The 21,411-nt window shown below is 74.5% G+C and carries 19 protein-coding genes; 12 read left to right on the plus strand and 7 right to left on the minus strand.

The window, feature by feature from the left end; genetic code table 11:
* The first annotated feature begins 190 nt into the window (after window positions 1-190).
* Window positions 191-2,809: a ComEC/Rec2 family competence protein gene (locus tag EMA09_RS21020; protein ID WP_346655846.1), complete on the plus strand. Its 2,619-nt coding sequence runs from the start codon at window positions 191-193 to the stop codon at window positions 2,807-2,809.
* Between the two features lie 31 nt (window positions 2,810-2,840).
* Here EMA09_RS21020 and EMA09_RS21025 read toward each other — a convergent pair whose 3' ends face one another.
* The 3 genes from EMA09_RS21025 to EMA09_RS21035 all read right to left on the minus strand — a co-directional run bounded on the left by EMA09_RS21025 (window position 2,841) and on the right by EMA09_RS21035 (window position 4,866).
* Window positions 2,841-3,836, minus strand: coding sequence for a tetratricopeptide repeat protein (locus EMA09_RS21025; protein WP_240796495.1), 996 nt, complete (start codon window positions 3,834-3,836; stop codon window positions 2,841-2,843).
* A 262-nt stretch (window positions 3,837-4,098) separates the two neighbouring features.
* Window positions 4,099-4,557: a pyridoxamine 5'-phosphate oxidase family protein gene (locus EMA09_RS21030; RefSeq protein ID WP_346655847.1), complete on the minus strand. Its 459-nt coding sequence runs from the start codon at window positions 4,555-4,557 to the stop codon at window positions 4,099-4,101.
* A 63-nt stretch (window positions 4,558-4,620) separates the two neighbouring features.
* On the minus strand, window positions 4,621-4,866 hold the full coding sequence (locus EMA09_RS21035; protein WP_129842541.1) for a hypothetical protein: 246 nt from the start codon (window positions 4,864-4,866) through the stop codon (window positions 4,621-4,623).
* Between the two features lie 54 nt (window positions 4,867-4,920).
* Between EMA09_RS21035 and holA the strand changes: the two genes are divergently transcribed.
* Window positions 4,921-5,907 carry a DNA polymerase III subunit delta gene (gene holA, locus EMA09_RS21040; RefSeq protein WP_129842542.1) on the plus strand — a complete coding sequence of 329 codons (987 nt, stop codon included), beginning with the start codon at window positions 4,921-4,923 and terminating at the stop codon, window positions 5,905-5,907.
* A 198-nt stretch (window positions 5,908-6,105) separates the two neighbouring features.
* Here holA and rpsT read toward each other — a convergent pair whose 3' ends face one another.
* Window positions 6,106-6,372 carry a 30S ribosomal protein S20 gene (gene rpsT / locus EMA09_RS21045; protein WP_129842543.1) on the minus strand — a complete coding sequence of 89 codons (267 nt, stop codon included), beginning with the start codon at window positions 6,370-6,372 and terminating at the stop codon, window positions 6,106-6,108.
* A gap of 208 nt (window positions 6,373-6,580) precedes the next feature.
* Between rpsT and lepA the strand changes: the two genes are divergently transcribed.
* The 7 genes from lepA (at window position 6,581) to EMA09_RS21080 (ending at window position 15,336) form a co-directional block, all read left to right on the plus strand.
* Entirely contained in the window at window positions 6,581-8,440 is a 1,860-nt protein-coding gene (lepA, locus tag EMA09_RS21050; protein ID WP_129842544.1) for a translation elongation factor 4, read from the plus strand.
* A 96-nt stretch (window positions 8,441-8,536) separates the two neighbouring features.
* Window positions 8,537-10,414, plus strand: coding sequence for an AMP-dependent synthetase/ligase (locus tag EMA09_RS21055; protein ID WP_129842545.1), 1,878 nt, complete (start codon window positions 8,537-8,539; stop codon window positions 10,412-10,414).
* A 106-nt stretch (window positions 10,415-10,520) separates the two neighbouring features.
* Window positions 10,521-11,102 carry an MSMEG_1061 family FMN-dependent PPOX-type flavoprotein gene (locus EMA09_RS21060; RefSeq protein ID WP_129842546.1) on the plus strand — a complete coding sequence of 194 codons (582 nt, stop codon included), beginning with the start codon at window positions 10,521-10,523 and terminating at the stop codon, window positions 11,100-11,102.
* A gap of 149 nt (window positions 11,103-11,251) precedes the next feature.
* Window positions 11,252-12,292 (plus strand): iron ABC transporter permease, encoded by a 1,041-nt coding sequence (locus tag EMA09_RS28685; protein ID WP_240796705.1) that lies wholly within the window; start codon window positions 11,252-11,254, stop codon window positions 12,290-12,292.
* On the plus strand, window positions 12,289-13,383 hold the full coding sequence (locus EMA09_RS21070; RefSeq protein ID WP_206305977.1) for an iron chelate uptake ABC transporter family permease subunit: 1,095 nt from the start codon (window positions 12,289-12,291) through the stop codon (window positions 13,381-13,383). Before EMA09_RS28685 ends, EMA09_RS21070 begins: the two co-directional genes overlap by 4 nt.
* 70 nt (window positions 13,384-13,453) lie before the next feature.
* Window positions 13,454-14,287, plus strand: coding sequence for an ABC transporter ATP-binding protein (locus tag EMA09_RS21075; RefSeq protein WP_129842549.1), 834 nt, complete (start codon window positions 13,454-13,456; stop codon window positions 14,285-14,287).
* A 23-nt stretch (window positions 14,288-14,310) separates the two neighbouring features.
* Window positions 14,311-15,336: an iron-siderophore ABC transporter substrate-binding protein gene (locus EMA09_RS21080; RefSeq protein ID WP_129844175.1), complete on the plus strand. Its 1,026-nt coding sequence runs from the start codon at window positions 14,311-14,313 to the stop codon at window positions 15,334-15,336.
* A 65-nt stretch (window positions 15,337-15,401) separates the two neighbouring features.
* On the opposite strand, the gene hemW is transcribed toward EMA09_RS21080, so the two are convergent.
* From hemW to EMA09_RS21095, 3 genes are read right to left on the minus strand one after another with little or no spacing between them, the layout of a single operon-like run.
* Entirely contained in the window at window positions 15,402-16,646 is a 1,245-nt protein-coding gene (gene hemW, locus EMA09_RS21085) for a radical SAM family heme chaperone HemW (protein WP_129842550.1), read from the minus strand.
* 29 nt (window positions 16,647-16,675) lie between these two features.
* Window positions 16,676-17,515 carry a DUF3097 domain-containing protein gene (locus EMA09_RS21090; RefSeq protein ID WP_129842551.1) on the minus strand — a complete coding sequence of 280 codons (840 nt, stop codon included), beginning with the start codon at window positions 17,513-17,515 and terminating at the stop codon, window positions 16,676-16,678.
* Window positions 17,516-17,571: 56 nt separating this feature from the next.
* A complete protein-coding gene (locus EMA09_RS21095; RefSeq protein WP_129842552.1) occupies window positions 17,572-18,294 on the minus strand; it encodes an MBL fold metallo-hydrolase in 723 nt (240 codons plus the stop codon).
* Window positions 18,295-18,482: 188 nt separating this feature from the next.
* Between EMA09_RS21095 and hrcA the strand changes: the two genes are divergently transcribed.
* The 3 genes from hrcA to EMA09_RS21110 are packed head-to-tail and all read left to right on the plus strand — an operon-like array spanning window position 18,483 to window position 21,400.
* Window positions 18,483-19,499, plus strand: a complete 1,017-nt coding sequence (gene hrcA / locus EMA09_RS21100) for a heat-inducible transcriptional repressor HrcA (RefSeq protein WP_129842553.1) — start codon at window positions 18,483-18,485, stop codon at window positions 19,497-19,499.
* Window positions 19,500-20,642, plus strand: a complete 1,143-nt coding sequence (dnaJ, locus tag EMA09_RS21105; protein WP_129842554.1) for a molecular chaperone DnaJ — start codon at window positions 19,500-19,502, stop codon at window positions 20,640-20,642. It begins immediately after the preceding gene.
* Window positions 20,639-21,400: a 16S rRNA (uracil(1498)-N(3))-methyltransferase gene (locus EMA09_RS21110; protein WP_129842555.1), complete on the plus strand. Its 762-nt coding sequence runs from the start codon at window positions 20,639-20,641 to the stop codon at window positions 21,398-21,400. Before dnaJ ends, EMA09_RS21110 begins: the two co-directional genes overlap by 4 nt.
* Window positions 21,401-21,411 lie beyond the last annotated feature (11 nt).

Below are 21,411 nucleotides of genomic sequence, written 5' to 3' on the forward strand. Positions count from 1 at the left end.
CGGGCCGGGGCGCGGGGTGTCCCCGGGAACCGTTCCCGGCCCGGTGCCGGGCGGTCGAACCGGTCGGTCGCGTGACGGGGACCCGGATGGCAGGGCTTCCCGGCCCGCGCCGGCCGGCCGCATCCCCGGCCTGCCCCGCCCGGGGGCGCACGCGCCGGCCCGCCGGTCCTCCCCCTCGCCCCGACAGCCGGTGCGGCATCCCGTCCACGCCGCGTCGGGGCACCGGCTCGGCGCCTCGGAGCCGAAGCAGCACCAGCCGCCCGACCTGCGGCTGATCCCGCCCGCAACCGCCGCATGGGCCGGTGCCGCACTGGGACTCGGTCTGCCGGCGCGCACGGCCGTCCTCTGCGCTCTCGGCTGCTGCCTCCTGGCCGGTGCCGCCCTCCCCCTCACCGCTCTCCGCCCCGGCAGGGGCACCGTGCTCCGGTGCGTGCTGGGCGCGTCGGCCGTCTGGACCGTCGCCGTCCAGGCGCTCGGGGCACCGGCCGCGCCGGTCGTCCTCGTCCTCGGCACGGTCCTCGTCGCCGGCCGCCTCCTGCCACCGCGCCGCGCGCCGTCCCGGCACGGCGCACGGCCGCTCGGCCCGGCGGCGGCCATGGCGCTGCTGTGCGGCGCGGCGGCCCTCGTGACGGCCGGTTTCCACTCCTCCGCCATCCGCTCCGACCTGTGGGATACGGCCGCCGGCTCCCGCGTGGACGCGGAGGTGACGCTCACGGCGGACCCGAGCGCCGCCCGGGCCGACCGGCCCCCGGGCGCGGCACGGCCCGTCCTCCTGGAGGCGGAGACCCGCCGCGTCACGGCACCGCCCGGCGGCGCGGTCACCGTCCGCGCGCCGGTGGTCGTCGTCGTGGAGACCGACCGTCCGGACGACTGGCTCGCCCTCCTCCCCGGCACCCGGCTGACGCTGCGCGCCGACCTGGCCCCGCCGATGCCCGAGCGGCGCGAGGAGCGGGCCGCGATCCTGCGCGTCCGGGACGCCGGCCGTCCCCCCGTCACCGCATCGCCGGGCACCGCGCAGCGCATCGCCGGCCGCCTGCGGCAGGGGCTGCGCGACGCCACCGCGGCCCTGCCCGGCGACGCGGCCGCCCTGCTGCCGGCGCTCGTCATCGGTGACGACTCGCGCATGCCGGCGGACCTGACCGACGCCGTCCGTGCCACCGGCCTCACGCACCTCGTCGTGGCGTCGGGCAGTCAGGTCGCGATCGTCCTCGCCGTCCTCGTCGGGCGCCGCACCGCCCTGGCCGCCCGCGCCGAACGCGGCGGGATCGCCGCACGGTTCGGCATCCCGCTGCGCGCCACCGCCGTGGTGGGCTGCGTCCTCGTCGCCGGTTTCGTGCTGGTGTGCCGGCCGGACCCCAGCGTGCTGCGGGCGGCGCTGTGCGCGGCCCTGACCCTGCTCGCGCTCGGCACGGGGCACCGCCGGTCCCTGCTCCCGGCGCTCGCCGCGGCCGTCCTGCTGCTGATCCTCCACGATCCGCTGCTCAGCCGTTCCTACGGCTTCCTGCTGTCCGTCCTCGCCACCGGCGCCCTGCTGACGGTGGCCCCGCGGTGGGCGGAGGCGCTGCGGCGGCGCGGCGTCCCGGAACGGCTCGCCACCGCCCTCGCCGCTGCGGCGGCGGCGCAGGCGGCGTGCGCCCCTGTCATCACGGTCTTCGCGCCGGGCACCAGCCTCGTAGCCGTCCCGTGCAACCTCCTCGCCCAGCTCGCGATCGCGCCGGTCATCGTGCTCGGCTGGGCCGTCATCCTGATCGCGCAGCTCGCGCCCGCCGCCGCGCCGCCGGCCGCCTGGCCCGCAGCCTGGCCCGCCCGCTGGATCGGTTGGGTCGCCCGCACCGGGGCTGGACTCCCGGGGGCCGAACTGGCCTGGCCGGGGGGCTGGTCGGGCGCTGCTCTGCTGGCCGTCGTCACGGTCGCCGCCGTCACCTTGCTCCGGCGGCTGCCGCGCCACCCGCTGCCCGCCGCCGTCTGCGTCCTGCTGCTGCTCCTCGCGGTGCTGCGCCCCGCACCCCTGCCGCGCCTGATCACGGGCTGGCCGCCGGACGGCTGGCGCGTGGTCGCCTGCGATGTCGGCCAGGGCGACGCGCTGGTCCTCGCGGCGGGCGGTACCAGCGCGCTGGTCGTCGACGCGGGACCCGAGCCCGCGGCGGTCGACGCGTGCCTGCGCGACCTCGGCGTCCGGCACGTACCGCTGCTGGTCCTCAGCCACTTCCACGCCGACCATGTCGGCGGTGTCGAGGGCGTCCTGGACGGACGGCGCGTGGACGCGATCCAGGCGCCGCCGGCCGCCGGCGAGGAGGAACAGGCCGCGGCCGTACGGCGGGTGGCGCGGGAGGCGGGCGTGCCGCTGCGGGAGGCGGTCGCGGGGGAGCGGCACCGGATCGGGGAGGAGCTGAGCTGGGAGGTGCTGTGGCCGCCACCGGACGCAGTGACCGCCGGCTACGGGGCGAACGACACCAGCGTCACCCTGCTCGTCCGCACCGGTGACCTGACCGTGTTCCTGCCGGGCGACCTGGAACCGCTCGCGCAGGAACGGCTGCTGGCCGACCATCCGGACCTGCCGACCGTCGATGTGCTGAAGGTGGCGCACCACGGCTCGGCGCACCAGGACCCGGCCCTGCTGGACCGGTTGAGCCCCCGCATCGCGCTCATCTCCGCCGGTGCGGACAACTCCTACGGACACCCGGCACCGAGCACACTGGAGGCACTGTCGGACGCCGGCGCGGTGACGGCACGCACCGACCTGCACGGCCACCTGGCCATCACCGGCGACACGACCGACCCCCGAGTGATCGCACGCCATGCACCATGAGAGCGGCGCACGAACCCCCGCACCGGAGGGATCAGAGAGCGGCGGCCCGCTCGCTCAGCCCATCGACTTCCGGCACGCCGCTCAGGCGGTCGAGACGTGCCCGCATCTCCTGGACCGCGTCGTGGACCTTGACCGAACGGATGCCGTCCGCGCAGTCCAGGAAGTCGTGCCAGCCTGCCACGGCCGCGCCGATGTCCCCCCGCTGGAGCCGGATCTGCCCCAGGTCCGCCAAGACGATCGCGCGGGTGCGGCGTCGGTCGAGGCCGTGGATGTCGAGCGCGTGCCGCAGGTGCTCCTCGGCGGCGTCGAGGTCACCGAGGCGGGCGAGGATCATCCCGGACTCGTGCGCCCACCGCCCGACCGAGTAGTGCCCGGCCCACGACTCGCCCGGGGCGGCCGGGGATCGTTCGATCGCGGACTGGGCGGCGGCCAGTGCGGAAGCCGCCGTGGGGCGGTCGCCGTCGAGAGCCGCCGCGTTGGCAAGCGTCGTCCTGTAGTAGGCCAGCGCGCGCGGATCGTCGAGAGCACGCGCCCGCCGCACACACTCTTCCGACAGGCGGACGGCGGCGGCCCGGTGCCCGTGGTCGATGGCCTGGACGGCCATGCCCCGCAGGGCTGTCGCGGACAGCTCCGCGTCCCCGGCCTCGGCCGCCAGTCGAAAGGAATGCGCGTAATACCGCTGGGCGAGACCCTGGTTGCCTTCATCCCCCGCCATCCAGCCCGCGAGGTGCACCAGTTGGGAGACGGCTGCGAAAAGCTCACGTCCGATCGCCTGGGTGAAGCTGCCGCCCAGCCAGGGGGCGACGTCCTCGGTGAGATACCGCACGACCAGGTGGCGGGCGTGTCCGCCGCCGAGTTCGGCGGCGGCGTCGCCGAGGACCTTGGTCATCTGCCGCACCGCGGCGACTTCGCCCTTGCCGACGCGCACCGAGGGCGAGCCTGCCTGGGCGGTGGCGGTGCGGCGGGTGATGGCATCCAGGTCGGGCAGCGCGAGAACGCTCAACGCGTACGCGCTGGATGCTGCCATGAACTCCCGACGCTGCACGTCCCACTCTCCTGACCGGACCACCGACGCCACGGTATCGCCGGACGCTGCTCCGCCGAGACCGCTCGACCCGGTGAAGTCCGGCGCCTGCGGTCGGACGAGTGGAGGCCGTGGTTCGTTGTCCGGTGCCGGACGCCGGGAGGCTCTCGACCGCGCCTGTCGGCCGCCGCCGAAGACGCTGGCAGGCTCCTCGGCGGTCAGTGACGTATGTCGTACAGCGCGGTGGGGCGTGAGGGGGAGGGGGTCAGACCAGCCAGGTGCCGTCGTGCATCAGCAGGCGGCCGGGTTGTTCGTTCACCCCGCGCCACGCCGTGATCCGTGTCGGGCGGAAGCGGAGGAACGTGTACGCCGGCAGGCTCCGTACGTCCCAGGCCAGTTTCGCGATGAACGCCTCCGCCTCCGGTCCTGGCAGCGCGTCCACCGGGACGGTCTCGACGTCCGTCTCGATGCGCACCACGTCGCGCGGGTGGCCGAGGCAGACCGTCGCGCGGCCCGTGCGGCGGGCGTTGACCGCCGTCGGGTTGGCCGCGCGGGTGGCCATGACCAAGTGCCCGCCGTGCCAGACGAACCACAGCGGTGTCAGGCACGGCTCGCCGTCGGTGCCGGCCGTGGCCACCCAGGCGTCCTCGTCGTCCCGCAGCCGTCGCAGAGTGTCCCGTTTGCGCTGTGCCGCCTCACGCGGCGGGGGGAGTTCCCGCATCATGTGCGCCGACCGTAGGGCGGGCCGGGGCGGTGCGCATCGGGCGTGCGACGTAGGGCCGGGGGATCAGTCGCGTTCCAGCCAGCCGTCGTACTCCTCGGCGAGCGCCGCCAGCGCGGCCGCGTCGTGGCGGGAATCCGGGTCCTCCACGACGACGAGCCACTGCGCGTCCTCCGCGTCGTCCTCGCCGGCCAGCGCGTCCCGCAGGGGGCGGGGCTCCTCGGCGAGGCCCAGGCGGTCCGCCACCTCCGCCGCGACCTCGTCGGCCGCGTCCCGGTCCGGCAGCACCAGTACATGTCGTCCCTCGGTCACCGCCCCATTCTCGCCCGTCCGCCGGGTGTCCGAGGTCCGTGCGATGCTGGGCGCATGGCAGCCAGAGCACCCCGCGCCGACGACCCGCTCGCCCCGGTCACGCTCGCCGTCGGGCAGGAGGAGCTGCTGCTCGACCGGGCCGTCCGTGACGTCGTGGCGGCGGCGCGCGCCGCCGACCCCGACACCGATGTCCGCGACCTCGAACCCGGCGCCCTCCAGCCCGGCACCCTGGCCGAGCTGACCAGCCCCTCGCTGTTCGCCGAGCGGAAGGTCGTCGTCGTCCGGCAGGCCCAGGACCTGGGCGCCGACACCGTGAAGGACGTCAAGGCGTACCTGGCCGCGCCCGCCGACGAGATCACCCTCGTCCTGCTGCACGCCGGTGGCGCCAGAGGCAAGGGGCTCATGGACGCGGCCCGCAAGGCCGGCGCCCGCGAGGTGGCCTGCGCGCGGATGACGAAGCCGGCGGACCGGCTGGCGTTCGTGCGCGGCGAGTTCAGGTCCGCCGGGCGCAGCGCGAGCCCCGGGGCGTGCCAGGCCCTCGTGGACGCCATCGGCAGCGACCTGCGGGAGCTGGCGTCCGCCTGCGCCCAGCTCGCCGCCGACGTGGAGGGCGCCATCGACGAGGACGTCGTCGGCCGCTACTACACCGGCCGCGCCGAGGCGTCCAGCTTCACCGTCGCCGACCGGGCCGTGGAGGGCCGGGCGGCCGAGGCGCTGGAGGCGCTGCGCTGGGCGCTGTCCACCGGGGTCGCGCCCGTCCTCGTCACGAGTGCCCTCGCGCAGGGCGTCCGGTCCATCGGCAGGCTCGCCACCGCGCCCGCCGGCGCCAGGCCCGCCGACCTGGCACGGGACCTCGGCATGCCGCCGTGGAAGATCGACCGGGTGCGGCAGCAGATGCGCGGCTGGTCCGCCGACGGCGTCGCGACCGCGCTGACCGCCGTCGCCGAGGCCGACGCGGCCGTCAAGGGCGGCGGCCACGACCCGGAGTACGCGCTGGAGCGGGCCGTCGTCACCATCGCGCGGGCCGCCCGCTCCCGCTGAGGCGGGCCGTGGCAGCGCGAAGGCCCCGGCCCCGCCGGGGGATGGCGGGGGCCGGGGCCTTCGGCACCGTCGAGAAGCTCAGGGGCACCGCACCCGCGTGGCGAACGTTGGGATCAGCGCGGTGCCGTGCGCGCGCCGGACAGGGAGCGGGGAGAGGGACCGCTTCACACCCGGACCGGCGGCGGAACGAGCCCGGTGTCAGCCCTGGAGCGCGTTGACCTGGAGCGCGAGGGCCGACTTCTTGTTGGCGGCGTTGTTCTTGTGGAGCACGCCCTTGCTCACGGCCTTGTCGAGCTTGCGGGCCGCGACACGGCGGGCGGTCTCGGCCTGCTCGTAGTCGCCGGCGGCCACGGCCTCACGGGCCTTGCGGACGGCCGTCTTGACCTCGGAACGGACCGCCTGGTTGCGCAGACGGGCCTTCTCGTTGGTCCGGATCCGCTTGATCTGGGACTTGATGTTCGCCACGGAATGAGCCTTCGCAGGTTCTGTCGGTGATTCGATGGACGGTCCCCCACCCCGGCCCCGGCCTGCCGGCCGGCGCTCCGCGGATGACGGACACAGTCCGCCAGCCTACCAGCGGGCCCGCGCGGGCTCCGAATCCGTACCAGCGTCCGCCGCGTGGGAGCATGGGACGCGATCCACCCTTCCGCAGCCATGACCGACAGGACCCCGCGTGCCCGCGATCACCTCGAACGCGCCGGAGCCCAGCCGTACCGACCCGGCTCTGATCCGTAACTTCTGCATCATCGCGCACATCGACCACGGCAAGTCGACGCTGGCCGACCGCATGCTCCAGCTCACCGGCATCGTCGACCAGCGCCAGATGCGCGCGCAGTACCTCGACCGCATGGACATCGAGCGCGAGCGCGGCATCACGATCAAGTCCCAGGCGGTCCGCATGCCGTGGCAGGCGGAGGGCGCGGCGCACGTCCTGAACATGATCGACACCCCGGGCCACGTGGACTTCACCTACGAGGTGTCCCGTTCCCTCGCCGCGTGCGAGGGCTGCATCCTGCTCGTGGACGCGGCCCAGGGCATCGAGGCCCAGACCCTCGCCAACCTCTACCTGGCGATGGAGAACGACCTCACGATCATCCCGGTCCTCAACAAGATCGACCTGCCCGCCGCCCAGCCCGACAAGTTCGCCGCCGAGCTGGCGCACCTCATCGGCTGCGACCCGGGCGACGTGCTGCGCGTCTCCGCGAAGACCGGCGAGGGCGTCGACGCGCTCCTGGACGAGGTGGTCCGCCAGGTCCCCGCCCCCGTGGGCGACCCGGAGGCGCCCGCCCGCGCCATGATCTTCGACTCGGTGTACGACGCCTACCGCGGCGTCGTCACCTACGTGAAGCTGGTGGACGGCGCCCTCGGCAAGCGCGAGCGCATCCAGATGATGTCCACCGGCGCCACGCACGAACTGCTGGAGATCGGCGTCAACTCGCCCGAGATGACCCCGGCGGACGGCCTCGCGGTCGGCGAGGTCGGCTACCTCATCACCGGCGTGAAGGACGTGCGGCAGTCGAAGGTCGGTGACACGGTCACCCTCCAGCGGCGCGGCGCGACCGAGGCGCTCGGCGGCTACAAGGACCCGAAGCCGATGGTGTTCTCCGGGCTGTACCCGATCGACGGCTCGGACTACCCGAACCTCCGCGACGCCCTTGAGAAGCTCCAGCTCAACGACGCGGCGCTCGTCTTCGAGCCGGAGACGTCCGTCGCCCTCGGCTTCGGTTTCCGCGTCGGCTTCCTCGGCCTGCTGCACCTGGAGGTCATCCGGGAGCGGCTGGAGCGCGAGTCCAACCTCGACCTGATCGCCACCGCGCCGAACGTGGTCTACCAGGTCACCATGGAGGACGGCACCCGGCACACGGTCACGAACCCGAGCGAGTTCCCCGGCGGGAAGGTCGCCGAGGTCAGTGAGCCCGTCGTCCGCGCCACGGTGCTCGCGCCCAGCGAGTACGTCGGCGCGATCATGGAGCTGTGCCAGACCCGCCGCGGCGTCCTGCAGGGCATGGACTACCTGTCCGAGGACCGTGTCGAGCTGCGCTACACCCTGCCCCTCGCGGAGATCGTCTTCGACTTCTTCGACGCCCTGAAGTCGAAGACCCGCGGCTACGCGTCCCTCGACTACGAGCCGACCGGCGAGCAGACCGCCGACCTGGTCAAGGTCGACATCCTGCTGCACGGCGACAAGGTGGACGCGTTCTCCGCGATCGTCCACAAGGACAAGGCGTACGCGTACGGCGTGAAGATGGCGTCGAAGCTGCGCGAGCTCATCCCGCGCCAGCAGTTCGAGGTCCCGATCCAGGCGGCCATCGGGTCCCGTGTCATCGCCCGCGAGACGGTGCGGGCGATGCGCAAGGACGTGCTCTCCAAGTGCTACGGCGGCGACATCTCGCGGAAGCGGAAGCTGCTGGAGAAGCAGAAGGAGGGCAAGAAGCGCATGAAGATGGTGGGGCGCGTCGAGGTGCCGCAGGAGGCGTTCATCGCGGCCCTGTCGTCGGATGGCGACGGCGGTGAGGGGAAGAACAAGAAATGACACCCCTTACGCACGGGGAGCGTGGCGCCTAATCTGGGCGACACTCTCAAGTTACCGGCAAGTCACCCCGTTGCAGCGCGGCACCCGGAGGACCCCGTGACCGACAGGCAGAACCAGCTCACGCAGAACCGCCCGCCATCCGTGGCCCACCTCTTCCTGGACCGTGTCGCGGCGACGCCGGACGACGAGGCCTTCCGCTACCCGGTGGCCGCGCCGGGCGGCGGCCCCGACGACTGGGCGTCCTACACGTGGCGCGAGGCGGCGGACCGCGTGTTCGCGCTGGCTGCGGGGCTCATGGAGCTGGGGGTGCGGCCGGAGGAGCGGGTCGCGATCGCCGCCGGCACGAGTGTGGACTGGATCCTCGCCGACCTCGGCATCATGTGCGCCGGCGCCGCGACGACCACGATCTACGCGCAGACGAACGCCGAGGAGAGCGCGTTCATCCTCGCCGACTCGGGCAGCCGCGTCCTGATCGCCGAGGACGGGGTGCAGCTCGCGAAGGCGCGCGAGCGCCGCGCCGACCTGCCGGACCTCGCGCACGTCGTGGTCATCGAGGCGGCCGACGCGGTCCCCGCCGAGGGCGACCCGGACGGCTGGGTCCTGTCGCTGGCCGACCTCGCCGCCCGCGGCGCTGCCCGCCTGGAGCGGAAGCCGGACTGCGTGCGCGAGACGGTCGCCGCGCTCCGCCCGGACCAGCTCGCGACGCTGATCTACACCTCGGGTACGACGGGCCGCCCCAAAGGGGTGCGGCTGAGCCAGGACACCTGGTCGTACATGGGCCACACCATCGACGCCATCGGCCTGATGCGCCCCGATGACGTGCAGTACCTGTGGCTGCCGCTCGCGCACGTCTTCGGCAAGGTGCTGCTGTCCGCGCACATCAAGGTCGGCGGTGTCACGGCGGTCGACGGCCGGCAGGACCGCATCATCCAGAACCTGCCGCACGTCCGCCCCACCTTCATGTGCGGCGTGCCGCGCGTCTTCGAGAAGGTGTACAACGGCGCGTCGATGAAGGCGCACGGGGACGGCGCGCTGAAGGGCCGGATCTTCGACTGGGCGGCCGCGACGGCCAAGGAGTTCGCGCGCGTCTCCCAGGAGAACTTCCGCCGCACCGGGCGCGCCTCCGTGCCCGGCGCGCTGCGCGCGAAGCACGCGCTGGCCGACCGGCTGGTGTACGGGAAGCTGCGGGCGTTGTTCGGCGGCCGGATGCGGCTCGTCGTCTCGGGCTCCGCGGCGCTCACCCCGGAGATCGGGTACTTCTTCAGCGGCCTCGGCATCCCCCTGCTGGAGGGGTACGGCCTCACGGAGTCGGCCGCCGCGTCCTTCCTGAACCCGCTGGCCGCCAACCGGATCGGCACGGTCGGCAAGGCGTTCCCGGGTCTTGAGGCGCGGATCGCCGACGACGGCGAGCTGCTGCTGCGGGGTCCCGGCATCATGCAGGGCTACCACGGGCTGCCGGAGAAGACGGCCGAGGCGCTGGACGAGGACGGCTGGTTCCACACGGGCGACATCGGCGAGCTGTCGGACGACGGCTACCTGCGCATCACGGACCGGAAGAAGGACCTGTTCAAGACCTCGGTGGGCAAGTACGTGGCGCCGACGGAGGTCGAGGGCCGCTTCAAGGCGGTGTGTCCGTACGTGTCGTCGATGGTGGTGGTCGGCGCGGGCCGGAAGTTCTGCTCGGCGCTGATCGCGCTGGACGCCGAGGCGATCACGCGCTGGGCCGGGGAGAACGGCGTGCCGGGCACGACGTACGCCGACATCGTCGCGCACGAGCGCACCCAGGCCCTGGTGGACGGCTATGTGCAGGAGCTGAACGCGGGGCTCCAGCGCTGGCAGACGGTGAAGCGGTTCCGCGTCCTGCCGCGCGAGCTGGATGTGGAGCACGGCGATCTCACGCCGAGCCTGAAGCTGAAGCGGCCGGTCGTGGAGGCGGAGTTCAGGGACCTCATCGACGAGATGTACAAGGACTGAGGCCCGGTCCTGGGCCGCCCGCCGGGGCGAACTAGGCTGAGGGGCCGTTCCGGTCCCGCCGGACGTGCCGTGACCTGCTGCCGATCGTGAGAGGAAGGTCGGCGACGTGCTCGACCACCGGGGGCCGGCGCCCCTCGACGACCCCCTGGCCGGTGCCGTGCGGATCTCCTCGGAGGGCGAGCTCGACGCGCTGCTCGGTACGCCGCACCCGGTGGTGATCGACAAGGTGCGGCCGGATCTCGGGGAGTCCGAGCGCGACTGGATCGCCCGGTCCCCGCTGTGCATGGTCGCCACGTCGGCGCCCGACGGCACGTGCGACGTCTCGCCGCGCGGCGACCCGCCCGGGTTCGTGCAGGTGCTGGACGCGACGACGCTCGCGCTGCCCGACCGGCGGGGGAACCGCCGTGCCGACAACTGGCGGAACGTCCTGGGCAACCCCCACGTCGGCCTGGTCTTCCTCATACCCGGTGTCGGGGAGACGCTGCGGGTCAACGGCACGGCGGAACTCGTCCGCGACGCCCCGTTCTTCGACCGCCTGGCCCTGGCCGGCGATCCGCCGCAGCTCGCCCTCGTGGTGCGGACGCAGGAGGTGTTCCTGCACTGTTCGCGCTCCCTCACGCGCGCCGGCGTGTGGCGGCCCGGGACGTGGGCGCCGGGGGAGGCGCCGGGCCGCGCACGCCGGGGGTGAGGGGCCACCCCAGGCCCGGTTTACGTAGGGTAGCCTCACCTAAGTTCAACGACTGGTGAAGGTGCGGGACCCGACATGCCCAGAGCCGTACGCGCGGACACCGCGCCCGGGAGCCCCCGGTGACGCCGCGGGCGGCCGGGCCGGCGCTCGTGCCACCGCCGGCCCCCGAGGCGGTCACCGGCCGGTCGGTCCGCAGCCGCCCGGTGCTGGCCGCCGGTCTGCTGCTGTCCTGCCTGGTGCTGCTCGCCGCCTGCGCCGCGAGCCTCGCCGTCGGCGCCGAGCACGTGCCGGCGGGCAAGGTCGTGCACGCCCTGCTGGACTACGACGCCACCGACCGCGACCAGATCGTCGTCCACCACCTGCGTCTCCCGCGCACCCTGGCCGGGCTGCTCGTGGGGGCGGCCCTCGGGCTCGGCGGCACCCTGATGCAGGGCGTGGCCCGCAACCCCCTGGCCGACCCGGGCATGCTGGGCGTCAACTCCGGCGCCGCGCTGTTCGTCGTGATCGGCATCGGCTGGCTGGACCTCACGTCCTTCACGGGCTACGTCTGGTGCGGCTTCGCCGGCGCCCTGGTGGCCGCCGTGCTGGTCTACGGGGTCAGCGCGCCGGGCCGCGAGGGCGCCACCCCGGTCAAGCTGGCCCTGGCCGGCGCCACCACCACGGCGGCGCTCGGCTCGGTCACGAGCGCCCTCGTCCTCAGCGACACCGACACGTTCGACCAGTACCGGTTCTGGCAGGTCGGCACCCTGTCGCGCGCCGCCGGCACCGTGGGGGACGCCGCCCCGTTCATCCTGGTGGGCGCGGTCGGCGCGCTTGCCTGCGGCCGCCTCCTCAACACCCTCGCGCTGGGCGAGGACATGGCCCGCGCGCTCGGGCAGCGCGTCGGCGCCGTACGGCTGCTGTGCGCCGCCCTCACCGTCCTGCTGTGCGGCGCGGCCACCGCGCTGTGCGGCCCGATCGTCTTCGTGGGGCTCGTCGTCCCGCACATCGCGCGGGCCATCACCGGTGCCGACTACCGGTGGATCCTCCCGTACTCCGCGGTGCTCGCGCCCGCGCTCCTGCTGCTGTCCGACATCATCGGCCGCGTCGTGGCACGTCCAGGCGAGGTGCAGGTCGGCATCGTCACGGCGGTGCTGGGGGCCGTGCCGTTCATCCTGCTGGTCCGCGCCCGGAAGGTGGCCGAACTGTGAGCGCCGCCACCGGCTCCCCGCCGCGCGCCGGCCGGCGGCCGGCGGAGTCCGAGGCCCTGGCCGCCGCCCGGCTGGCCGTGCGCGCCTCCCGTGACGTCGGCCGCCGGCGCGGGGCGGTCGTGTGCGCCGTCCTGGCGGTCCTGCTCGTGGCCGTCTTCACCGGCACGGTGTGCCTCAGCGGCCGGGCGGTGCCCCTCGGCGAGGTGGTCGAGGCCATCGGCGGGGGCGGCACCCGGTCCACGTACTACCTGATCGTGGAGCTGCGGCTGCCCAGGGCGCTGACGGGCCTGCTGGTCGGCGCCGCCTTCGGGCTCGCGGGCGCCCTGTTCCAGACGCTGCTGCGCAACCCGCTGGCCAGCCCCGACGTGATCGGGATCAGCGCCGGCGCCAGTGCCGCGGCCGTCGTGGCGACGGTCGCGTTCGGCGTGAGCGGCGCCGCGATGTCGCTGTCCGCGCTCGGCGGCGCGCTGCTCGCCGCCGCCCTGATCTACGCGCTCGCCTGGCGCCGGGGCGTGAGCGGGCAGCGCCTCGTGCTGGTCGGGGTGGGCGTCGCCGCCGCGCTCATGAGCGTGGTGTCCCATCTGATGACGCGCTCGTCCGCCGTGGCCGCCCAGGAGGCGAAGGTCTGGCTCACCGGCAGCCTGAACGGGCGCGGCTGGGAGCACGTCGGCCCGCTGCTCGTGGCGCTGGCGGTGCTGCTCCCGCTGACGGCGGCGGCCACCAGGTCCCTCGGCGCGCTCCAGCTCGGGGACGACACGGCGAGCGGCCTCGGCGCCCGGGTCGAACGCTCGCGGCTCGCGCTGATCGGCTGCGCCGTCGCGCTGACGGGGGTGGCGACCGCCGCCGCGGGACCGGTCGGGTTCGTGGCGTTCGTCTCGGGACCCGTCGCCCGCCGCATGGTCCGCGGCACCGGGACGGCGCTGGTGCCTGCCGCGCTCGTGGGGGCGCTGCTGGTGCTGGTCGCCGATCTCGTCGGCCAGCACGCCCTCGGACCGAACCAGTTCCCGGTCGGCATGGTCACCAGCATGGTCGGCGCGCCGTACCTGCTGTGGCTGCTGGCCCGCACCAACCGGGTCGGGCGCGGCGGATGACCCGTGCCCCGGCCGTACCGGCCGCACAGCCCACCGCCCGACCGCGCCGCCCCGCGAGGAAGTGCTCAGGATGACGGACTCACACACGCTCGGCACGCGGAACCTGCGGCTGTCCTACGACGGCCGCGAGGTGGTCAGGGACCTCACCTTCGACGTGCCGCCGGGCAGGGTCACGGCCGTCGTCGGGCCGAACGCCTGCGGCAAGTCGACGCTGCTGCGCGGCATGGCCAGGCTGCTGGCGCCCGCGTCGGGCGCGGTGTACCTGGACGGCAAGAGCATCCACGCGCTGCCGACGCGGGAGGTGGCGGCCACCCTCGGGCTGCTTCCGCAGAGCCCGGTCGCGCCGGAGGGCATCACCGTCACCGACCTGGTCAGCCGCGGCCGTTACCCGCACCAGGGGTGGTTCAGGCGGTGGACGGCCGAGGACGAGGCGGCGGTCGCGCGGGCGCTGCTGGCCACCGATGTGCTGGAGCTGGCCGGCCGGTCCGTGGACGAGCTGTCGGGCGGGCAGCGCCAGCGCGTGTGGATCGCCATGGCGCTGGCCCAGCACACCGACGTGCTGCTGCTGGACGAGCCGACGACGTACCTGGACCTGCCGCACCAGGTCGAGGTGCTCGACCTGCTGACCGATCTGAACCGCGCCGAGGGCACCACCGTCGTCGCGGTGCTGCACGACCTGAACCTGGCCTGCCGCTACGCCGATCACCTCGTCGCCCTGCGCGCGGGGGAGATCGTCGCGCAGGGGCCGCCCGGTGAGGTGCTGACGCAGGAGGTGGTGTCCGAGGTGTTCGGCATGCGCTGCGCGCTCGTGCCGGATCCGCTGTCGGGCACGCCGATGGTCGTCCCCGTCGGCCGGCACCACTGCGCGGAGCCGGACCGCACCCCCGCCGTCGAAGGAAAGTAAGGTTAGGCTAACCTTCCCTTGTGATGGTTCGAATCGCCCGCCGTGCCGGGCTCGCCCGTATCGGGCTCGCCTCAGCGGCGGCCCTGCTCACCCTGCTGTCCACCGGCTGCGCCTGGTCCGGTGACGACGAGTCCGACCCGGGCGCGAGCGGGGACGCCACCGCGTCCTCCGGTGCCGGTGCCTTCCCGGTGGACGTCGCCACCAAGTTCGGCGACGTGACGGTCGACAGCGAGCCGCAGCGCGTGGTCGCCCTCGGCTGGGGCGACGCCGAGACGGCGCTCGCCCTGGGCGTGCAGCCGGTCGGCGCCAGCGACTGGCTCGGCTTCGGCGGCGACGGCGTCGGCCCCTGGGCCGAGGACGCGTACGACGAGTCGCCCGAGATCATCGGCACCCTGGAACCGGAGTACGACCGCATCGCCGAGCTCGAGCCCGACCTCATCCTGGACACCAAGTCCAGCGGCGACCAGGAGCGCTACGACCGGCTCAGCGAGATCGCCCCCACCATCGGCGTCCCCGACGCCGGCGCCGACCAGTACATGATCAGCTGGCAGGACCAGGTCACCATGATCGCCACCGCCCTCGGCCGCGCCGAGCAGGGCGAGGAGCTGATCGCCGACCTGGAGGGGCAGTTCACCGCCGCGGCGGGGGAGCACCCCGAGTTCGACGGGAAGACGGTCACCACCGGCAGCCTCTACAGCGGCGGCTGGGGCGCCTACGTGCGCGGCGGCGGCCGCGTGGAGTTCCTGGAGTCGCTCGGCTTCGAGAACAACCCGGCCATCCAGGAGCAGGCGACCGACTCGTTCTCCGTCTCCCTCTCGAACGAACGCATCGACCTCCTCGACGCCGACGTCCTGATCATGGAGACCATCGGCGTCGACGCATCGGCGATCGAGGACGACCCGCTCTACCAGGCCGTACCCGCGGTCCAGGACGGCCGCTCCATCGTCCTCACCAGCGAGCTGAGCGAGGCGTACGCCGCCAACACCCCGCTGTCCATCCCGGTCGCGCTCGACGGGATGCTGCCGGTCCTGGAGGACCTCACCTCCTGACCCGCCCGGCTTCCCGGACAGGCACGGGCCGGCCGGCCGCCCCCGCACGGGGACGGCCGGCCGGCTCAGTCGGTCAGGTCCCGCGTCACGGCGTCGGCGAGGAGCCGGCCCCGCAGCGTCAGCGCCGCGCGGCCCGCGCCGTACGCGTCACGCCGCAGCAGGCCGTCCGCCAGCGCCCGGTCCGCCGCCGCGCGCCCCGCCGGACCGAGGAGGTCCAGGGGGACGCCGGCGCGCAGCCGCAGCTCCAGCATGATCCGCTCCACCCGGCGGTCGTCCGCCGCGAGCAGCTCCCGGCCGGCGCCGGGGGAGCGCCCGGCGGCCAGCGCCTGCGCGTACGCGCCGGGGTGCTTCACGTTCCACCAGCGCACGCCCCCGACATGGCTGTGCGCCCCGGGGCCCGCGCCCCACCAGTCGGCGCCCGTCCAGTACAGCTCGTTGTGGCGGCAGCGGTCGGCGGGGGCGAGCGCCCAGTTCGAGATCTCGTACCACCCGAAACCGGCCGCGGTGAGCGCCTCCTCGGCGATCAGGTAGCGGTCGGCGTGCACGTCGTCGTCCGTCATCGGGACCTCGCCGCGCCGCACCCGCTGCGCGAGCCGCGTGCCCTCCTCGACGATCAGCGAGTACGCCGACACGTGGTCGGGACCCGCGGCGATCGCCGCGTCGAGCGAGGCGCGCCAGTCGTCGTCCGTCTCACCGGGGGTGCCGTAGATCAGGTCGAGGCTTACGTGCGGGAAACCGGCGGCCCGCGCCTCGGCGACCCGCCGCTGCGGGCTGCCCGGCGTGTGCGTGCGCTCCAGGACGGCCAGCACGTGCGGCCTGACGCTCTGCATCCCGAACGAGATCCGCGTGAAGCCCGCCTCCCGCAGCGCCGCGAGGGACGCGGCGTCCACCGAGTCCGGATTGGCCTCGGTGGTGACCTCGGCGTCCGCCGCCAGCCCGAACTCGGACCTGACCGCCGCGAGCATCCGCCCCAGGTCGGCCGGCGGCAGCAGCGTGGGCGTCCCGCCGCCGACGAACACCGTCGACACCTCGCGCGGGTCGTCGCCCAGCACCTTGCGGGCGAGCCGCACCTCCTCAGCCAGCACCTCGGCGTAGTTCTCCCGCGACGCGGCGGCCCCGCCCGCGCCGCGCAGCTCGGACGCCGTGTAGGTGTTGAAGTCGCAGTAGCCGCAGCGGGTCGCGCAGAACGGCACATGCAGGTAGAACGCCAGCGGACGGTCCGCGGCGCCGGCCGTCGCCGACACCGGGAGCGCGCCGTCGGCGGGCACCGGCTCGCCGTCCGGGAGGGTGGAGGGGGACATGGCTCCCATTGTCCCCGAGCGCCGGGGCGTGCCGGGACTCAGCCGTTCGGGCCGCCCACCGTCACATGGTCGATCAGGTGCTCCACCGGCCCGAGCAGCGCCGGCTCCAGGTCCCGGTAGGACGTGACGCACCCCAGGAGGCGCTGCCAGGCGGCGCCCGTGTTCTCCGGCCAGCCGAGCGCACGGCACACGCCCGTCTTCCAGTCCTGTCCGCGCGGCACGTCGGGCCATGCCGCGATGCCGGCCGACGCCGGCTTCACCGCCGCCCAGATGTCGATGAACGGATGCCCCACCACCAGCACGTGCGGATCGGTGACGGACGCCGCGATCCGCGACTCCTTCGACCCCTCCACCAGGTGGTCCACCAGCACGCCGAGCCGCGCGTCGGGACCTGGCCGGAACTCCTCGACGATCGCCGGGAGGTGGTCCACGCCCTCCAGGTACTCGACGACGACGCCCTCGATCCGCAGGTCGTCGCCCCACACCTTCTCGACCAGCTCCGCGTCGTGCCGGCCCTCGACGAAGATCCGCCCGGCGCGCGCCACCCGCGCCCGCGCCCCCGGGACGGCGATCGAGCCGGACGCCGTGCGCGCCGGCCCCGCCGCCGCGCCGGGGCGCCGCACGGGCCGCACGAGCGTGACGGTCCTGCCCTCGAGCAGGAACCCGCGCGGCTCCATCGGGAACACCCGCAGCGCCCCGAACCGGTCCTCCAGCGTCACGGTCGGCCCCTGCGCCGTCCGCTCGCACCGGACGACCGCGCCGCAGAACCCGGTCGCTACCTCCTCGACGACCAGGCCGGCGTCGGCCGGCACCTCGGGCACGGGGGCGCTTCGCTTCCAGGGCGGCGTCAGATCGGGTCCGTAACGTCGGTTGCGCACGCCCTCATGAGATCACGGGACCCGCCCGGCCACGAGGGGCCGGGCACGGGGGCCGGTCACGACGGGGCGGCCCCGAAGCGCCGCCGCAGGGCGTCCCGCTGGGCGCGCACGAACGCCGCGCCGACCACCGCCCCGTGGCCGGGAACGTACAGCGCGTCGGGGCCGCCGGCCGCGAGCAGCCGGTCCAGCGCCGCCGGCCAGCGCGCGGGCACCGCGTCGGGACCCGCCTGCGGTTCCCCCGATTCCTCCACGAGATCCCCGCAGAACACGACGCGCGGCGTGCCCTCGACCACGACGGCCACGTCGTGCGGCGAGTGCGCGGCGCCCAGGTCGAGGAGGCGCGCACGCGGCCCGCCGGCGGGGCCGGACACGGGCGCGTCCCCCGACACCGCGCGGCAGGGCGCCGCCGCGAGCAGCCGTCCCGCCTGCGCCGCCTCGGCCGCGGGGACCCCGTGCCGCACCGCGTCCGCCACGACCCCGGCCACGGGATCCGGTCCTTCGAGCCGCGGACCGTGCACGGTGACCCCCGGGAACGCCGCCGTGACCGCACCGGCGCCGAGGATGTGGTCGAAATGGGGATGCGTCACCACGAGATGCGTCACGGGCGCGCCGAGCAGTTCGCACGCCTCCCGCGTCAGCTCCGCGCCGGCCGCCGCCGTCGGCCCGGCGTCCACGAGCAGCACCCCGCCGGGCACCGCGACCGCCCCGGCCGTCTCGTCCCACCCCGCGAGCCGGCGGCGCAGCACACCCGCCGCCACCTCTTCCCAATCGCCTGTCATCCTGCGACGTTAGCCTCGTCGGACGGGAGGCGGCCACGGTGCGCGACGGGCGCTCGCGGGGCCTTCCTCCCGGCCGCGATTCCCTGGGCGTGCCCCCCGGCCGTACACTGGTCCAGGGATTGGCACTCGGAGACGGTGAGTGCCAGGCGGCGGAACGGAACGGACGGCCGGACGGGAGGTGTGGCGGCATGCTCAGTGAACGCAGGCTCGAGGTGCTGCGGGCCATCGTCCAGGACTACGTGGGCACGGAGGAGCCGGTCGGCTCCAAGGCCCTCACGGAGCGGCACAATCTCCAGGTCTCCCCGGCCACCGTGCGCAACGACATGGCGGCCCTTGAGGACGAGGGGTACATCGCCCAGCCCCACACCAGCGCCGGGCGCGTCCCCACCGACAAGGGGTACCGCCTCTTCGTCGACAAGCTCGCGGACATCAAGCCGCTGTCGGCGCCCGAGCGCCGCGCCATCCAGAATTTCCTCGACGGCGCCGTCGACCTCGACGACGTGGTGGGCCGCACGGTCCGGCTGCTCGCGCAGCTCACGCGGCAGGTCGCCGTCGTGCAGTACCCGTCGCTGAGCCGTTCGACCGTGCGGCACGTGGAGCTCCTCGCGCTCGCCCCCGCGCGCCTGATGCTGGTGCTCATCACCGACACCGGCCGCGTCGAGCAGCGCCTCATCGACTGCCCGGCGCCGTTCGGCGAGACCTCGCTCGCCGACCTCCGCGCCCGGCTGAACAGCCGGATCGCCGGCCAGCGCTTCCCCGAGGTGCCCCGGCTCGTCGCCGACCTGCCGGAGTCGTTCGAGATCGAGGAGCGCGGGACGGTCGCGACCGTCCTGTCCACCCTGCTGGAGACGCTGGCGGAGGAGACCGAGGAGCGTCTCGTCATCGGCGGCACGGCGAACCTGACCCGTTTCGGGCAGGACTTCCCCCTCACGATCCGGCCCGTCCTTGAGGCGCTGGAGGAGCACGTGGTGATGCTGCGGCTCCTCGGCGAGGCCAAGGGCTCGGAGATGACGGTGCGCATCGGCCACGAGAACGCGCACGAGGGACTGACCTCAACCTCGGTCGTGTCGGTCGGCTACGGTTCTGGTGACGAGGCGGTCGCCAAGCTCGGCGTGGTCGGACCGACCCGCATGGACTACCCGGGAACGATGGGAGCGGTGCGCGCAGTGGCACGGTACGTCGGACAGATCCTCGCGGAGAACTAAGTGGCGGCGGACTACTACGCGGTCCTCGGTGTACGGCGGGACGCCTCGCAGGACGAGATCAAGAAGGCGTTCCGCAGGCTGGCCCGGGAGCTGCACCCGGACGTCAACCCGGACCCGAAGACGCAGGAGCGGTTCAAGGAGATCAACACCGCCTACGAGGTGCTCTCCGACCCGCAGAAGAAGCAGATGTACGACCTCGGCGGCGATCCGCTGAGCAGCGCGTCGGCGGGCGCCGGGGCGGGCGCGGGCTTCGGCGGCGCCGGCTTCGGGAACTTCTCGGACATCATGGACGCCTTTTTCGGCACCGCGTCGCAGCGCGGCCCGAAGTCCCGCACCCGGCGCGGGCAGGACGCCATGATCCGTCTGGAGATCGACCTCAACGAGGCGGCGTTCGGCACCACCAAGGAGATCCAGGTCGACACGGCCGTGGTCTGCTCCACGTGCAACGGCGAGGGCGCCGCGCCCGGCACCTCCGCGCAGACGTGCGACATGTGCCGCGGCCGCGGCGAGGTCTCGCAGGTCACGCGGTCGTTCCTCGGCCAGGTCATGACCTCGCGCCCGTGCCCGCAGTGCCAGGGCTTCGGCACGGTCGTGCCGACGCCGTGCCCCGAGTGCGCGGGCGACGGCCGGGTCCGGACCCGCCGCACGCTCACGGTGAAGATCCCCGCCGGCGTGGACAACGGCACGCGCATCCAGCTCGCGGGCGAGGGCGAGGTCGGCCCCGGCGGCGGCCCCGCCGGCGACCTGTACGTCGAGATCCGCGAGCAGCCGCACGCGGTGTTCCAGCGCCGCGGCGACGACCTCCACTGCACCGTCACCATCCCGATGACGGCCGCCGCGCTCGGCACCAAGGTCCCGCTGGAGACGCTGGACGGCATGGAGGAGGTCGACGTCCGCCCCGGCACGCAGTCGGGGCAGTCGATCCCGCTGCACGGCCGCGGCGTCACGCACCTGCGCAGCAGCGGGCGCGGCGACCTCGTCGTGCACGTCGAGGTCCAGACGCCGGGCAAGCTCGACGCCGAGCAGGAGGAGCTGCTGCGGCGGCTCGCGAAGCTGCGGGGCGAGGAGCGGCCGATGGGCCAGTTCCAGCCGGGGCAGCAGGGCCTGTTCTCCCGCCTGAAGGACGCGTTCAACGGTCGATGAGCACCGCTCCCGTCTTCCTCGCCGGGTCGCTGGACACGGCCGCTCCCGGGCACACGCTCGTCCTGGACGGCGCCGAGGGCCGGCACGCCGTCGCGGTGCGCCGGCTGCGGGCCGGTGAGGACATCGTCCTGACCGACGGACGCGGCACCGGCGCCGTCGGCACGGTGGCCTCCGTGACCGGCCGGGACCGGCTCGACGTCCTGGTGACCGAGGTCCGCCGCGAGCCGGAGCCGGCGCCCCGCGTCACGGTCGTCCAGGCGCTGCCCAAGGGTGACCGGGGCGAGCTTGCCGTCGAGACCATGACGGAGACGGGCGTGGACCGGATCGTGCCGTGGGCGGCGGCCCGCTGTGTGACGCAGTGGCGGGCCGAGCGGGGCGCGAAGGCGCTCGCGAAGTGGCGTGCCACCGCGAGGGAAGCAGGCAAGCAGGCGCGGCGCCTGCGGTTCCCCGAGGTGACGGACCCGGTGACGACCCGGCAGGCGGCCGGGCTGCTCGCCGGGGCGTCGTTCGCGGCCGTGCTGCACGAGAGCGGTACGGAGGCGCTGTCCGGTGCGCCGCTGCCCGTGGACGGCGGCGCGGGGGACGGCGGAATCGTGCTCGTGGTCGGCCCGGAGGGCGGTGTCTCCCCGGAGGAGCTGGCCGCGTTCGCGGCGGCCGGCGCGCGGCCGTACCGGCTCGGGCCGACCGTGCTGCGCACCTCGACGGCGGGCACGGTGGCACTGGCGCTGTGCCTGGGCCGTACCCGCCGCTGGGCCTGAACCGGCGGGTG

The organism is Streptomyces sp. RFCAC02 (genome assembly GCF_004193175.1).
GTDB lineage: Bacteria > Actinomycetota > Actinomycetes > Streptomycetales > Streptomycetaceae > Streptomyces.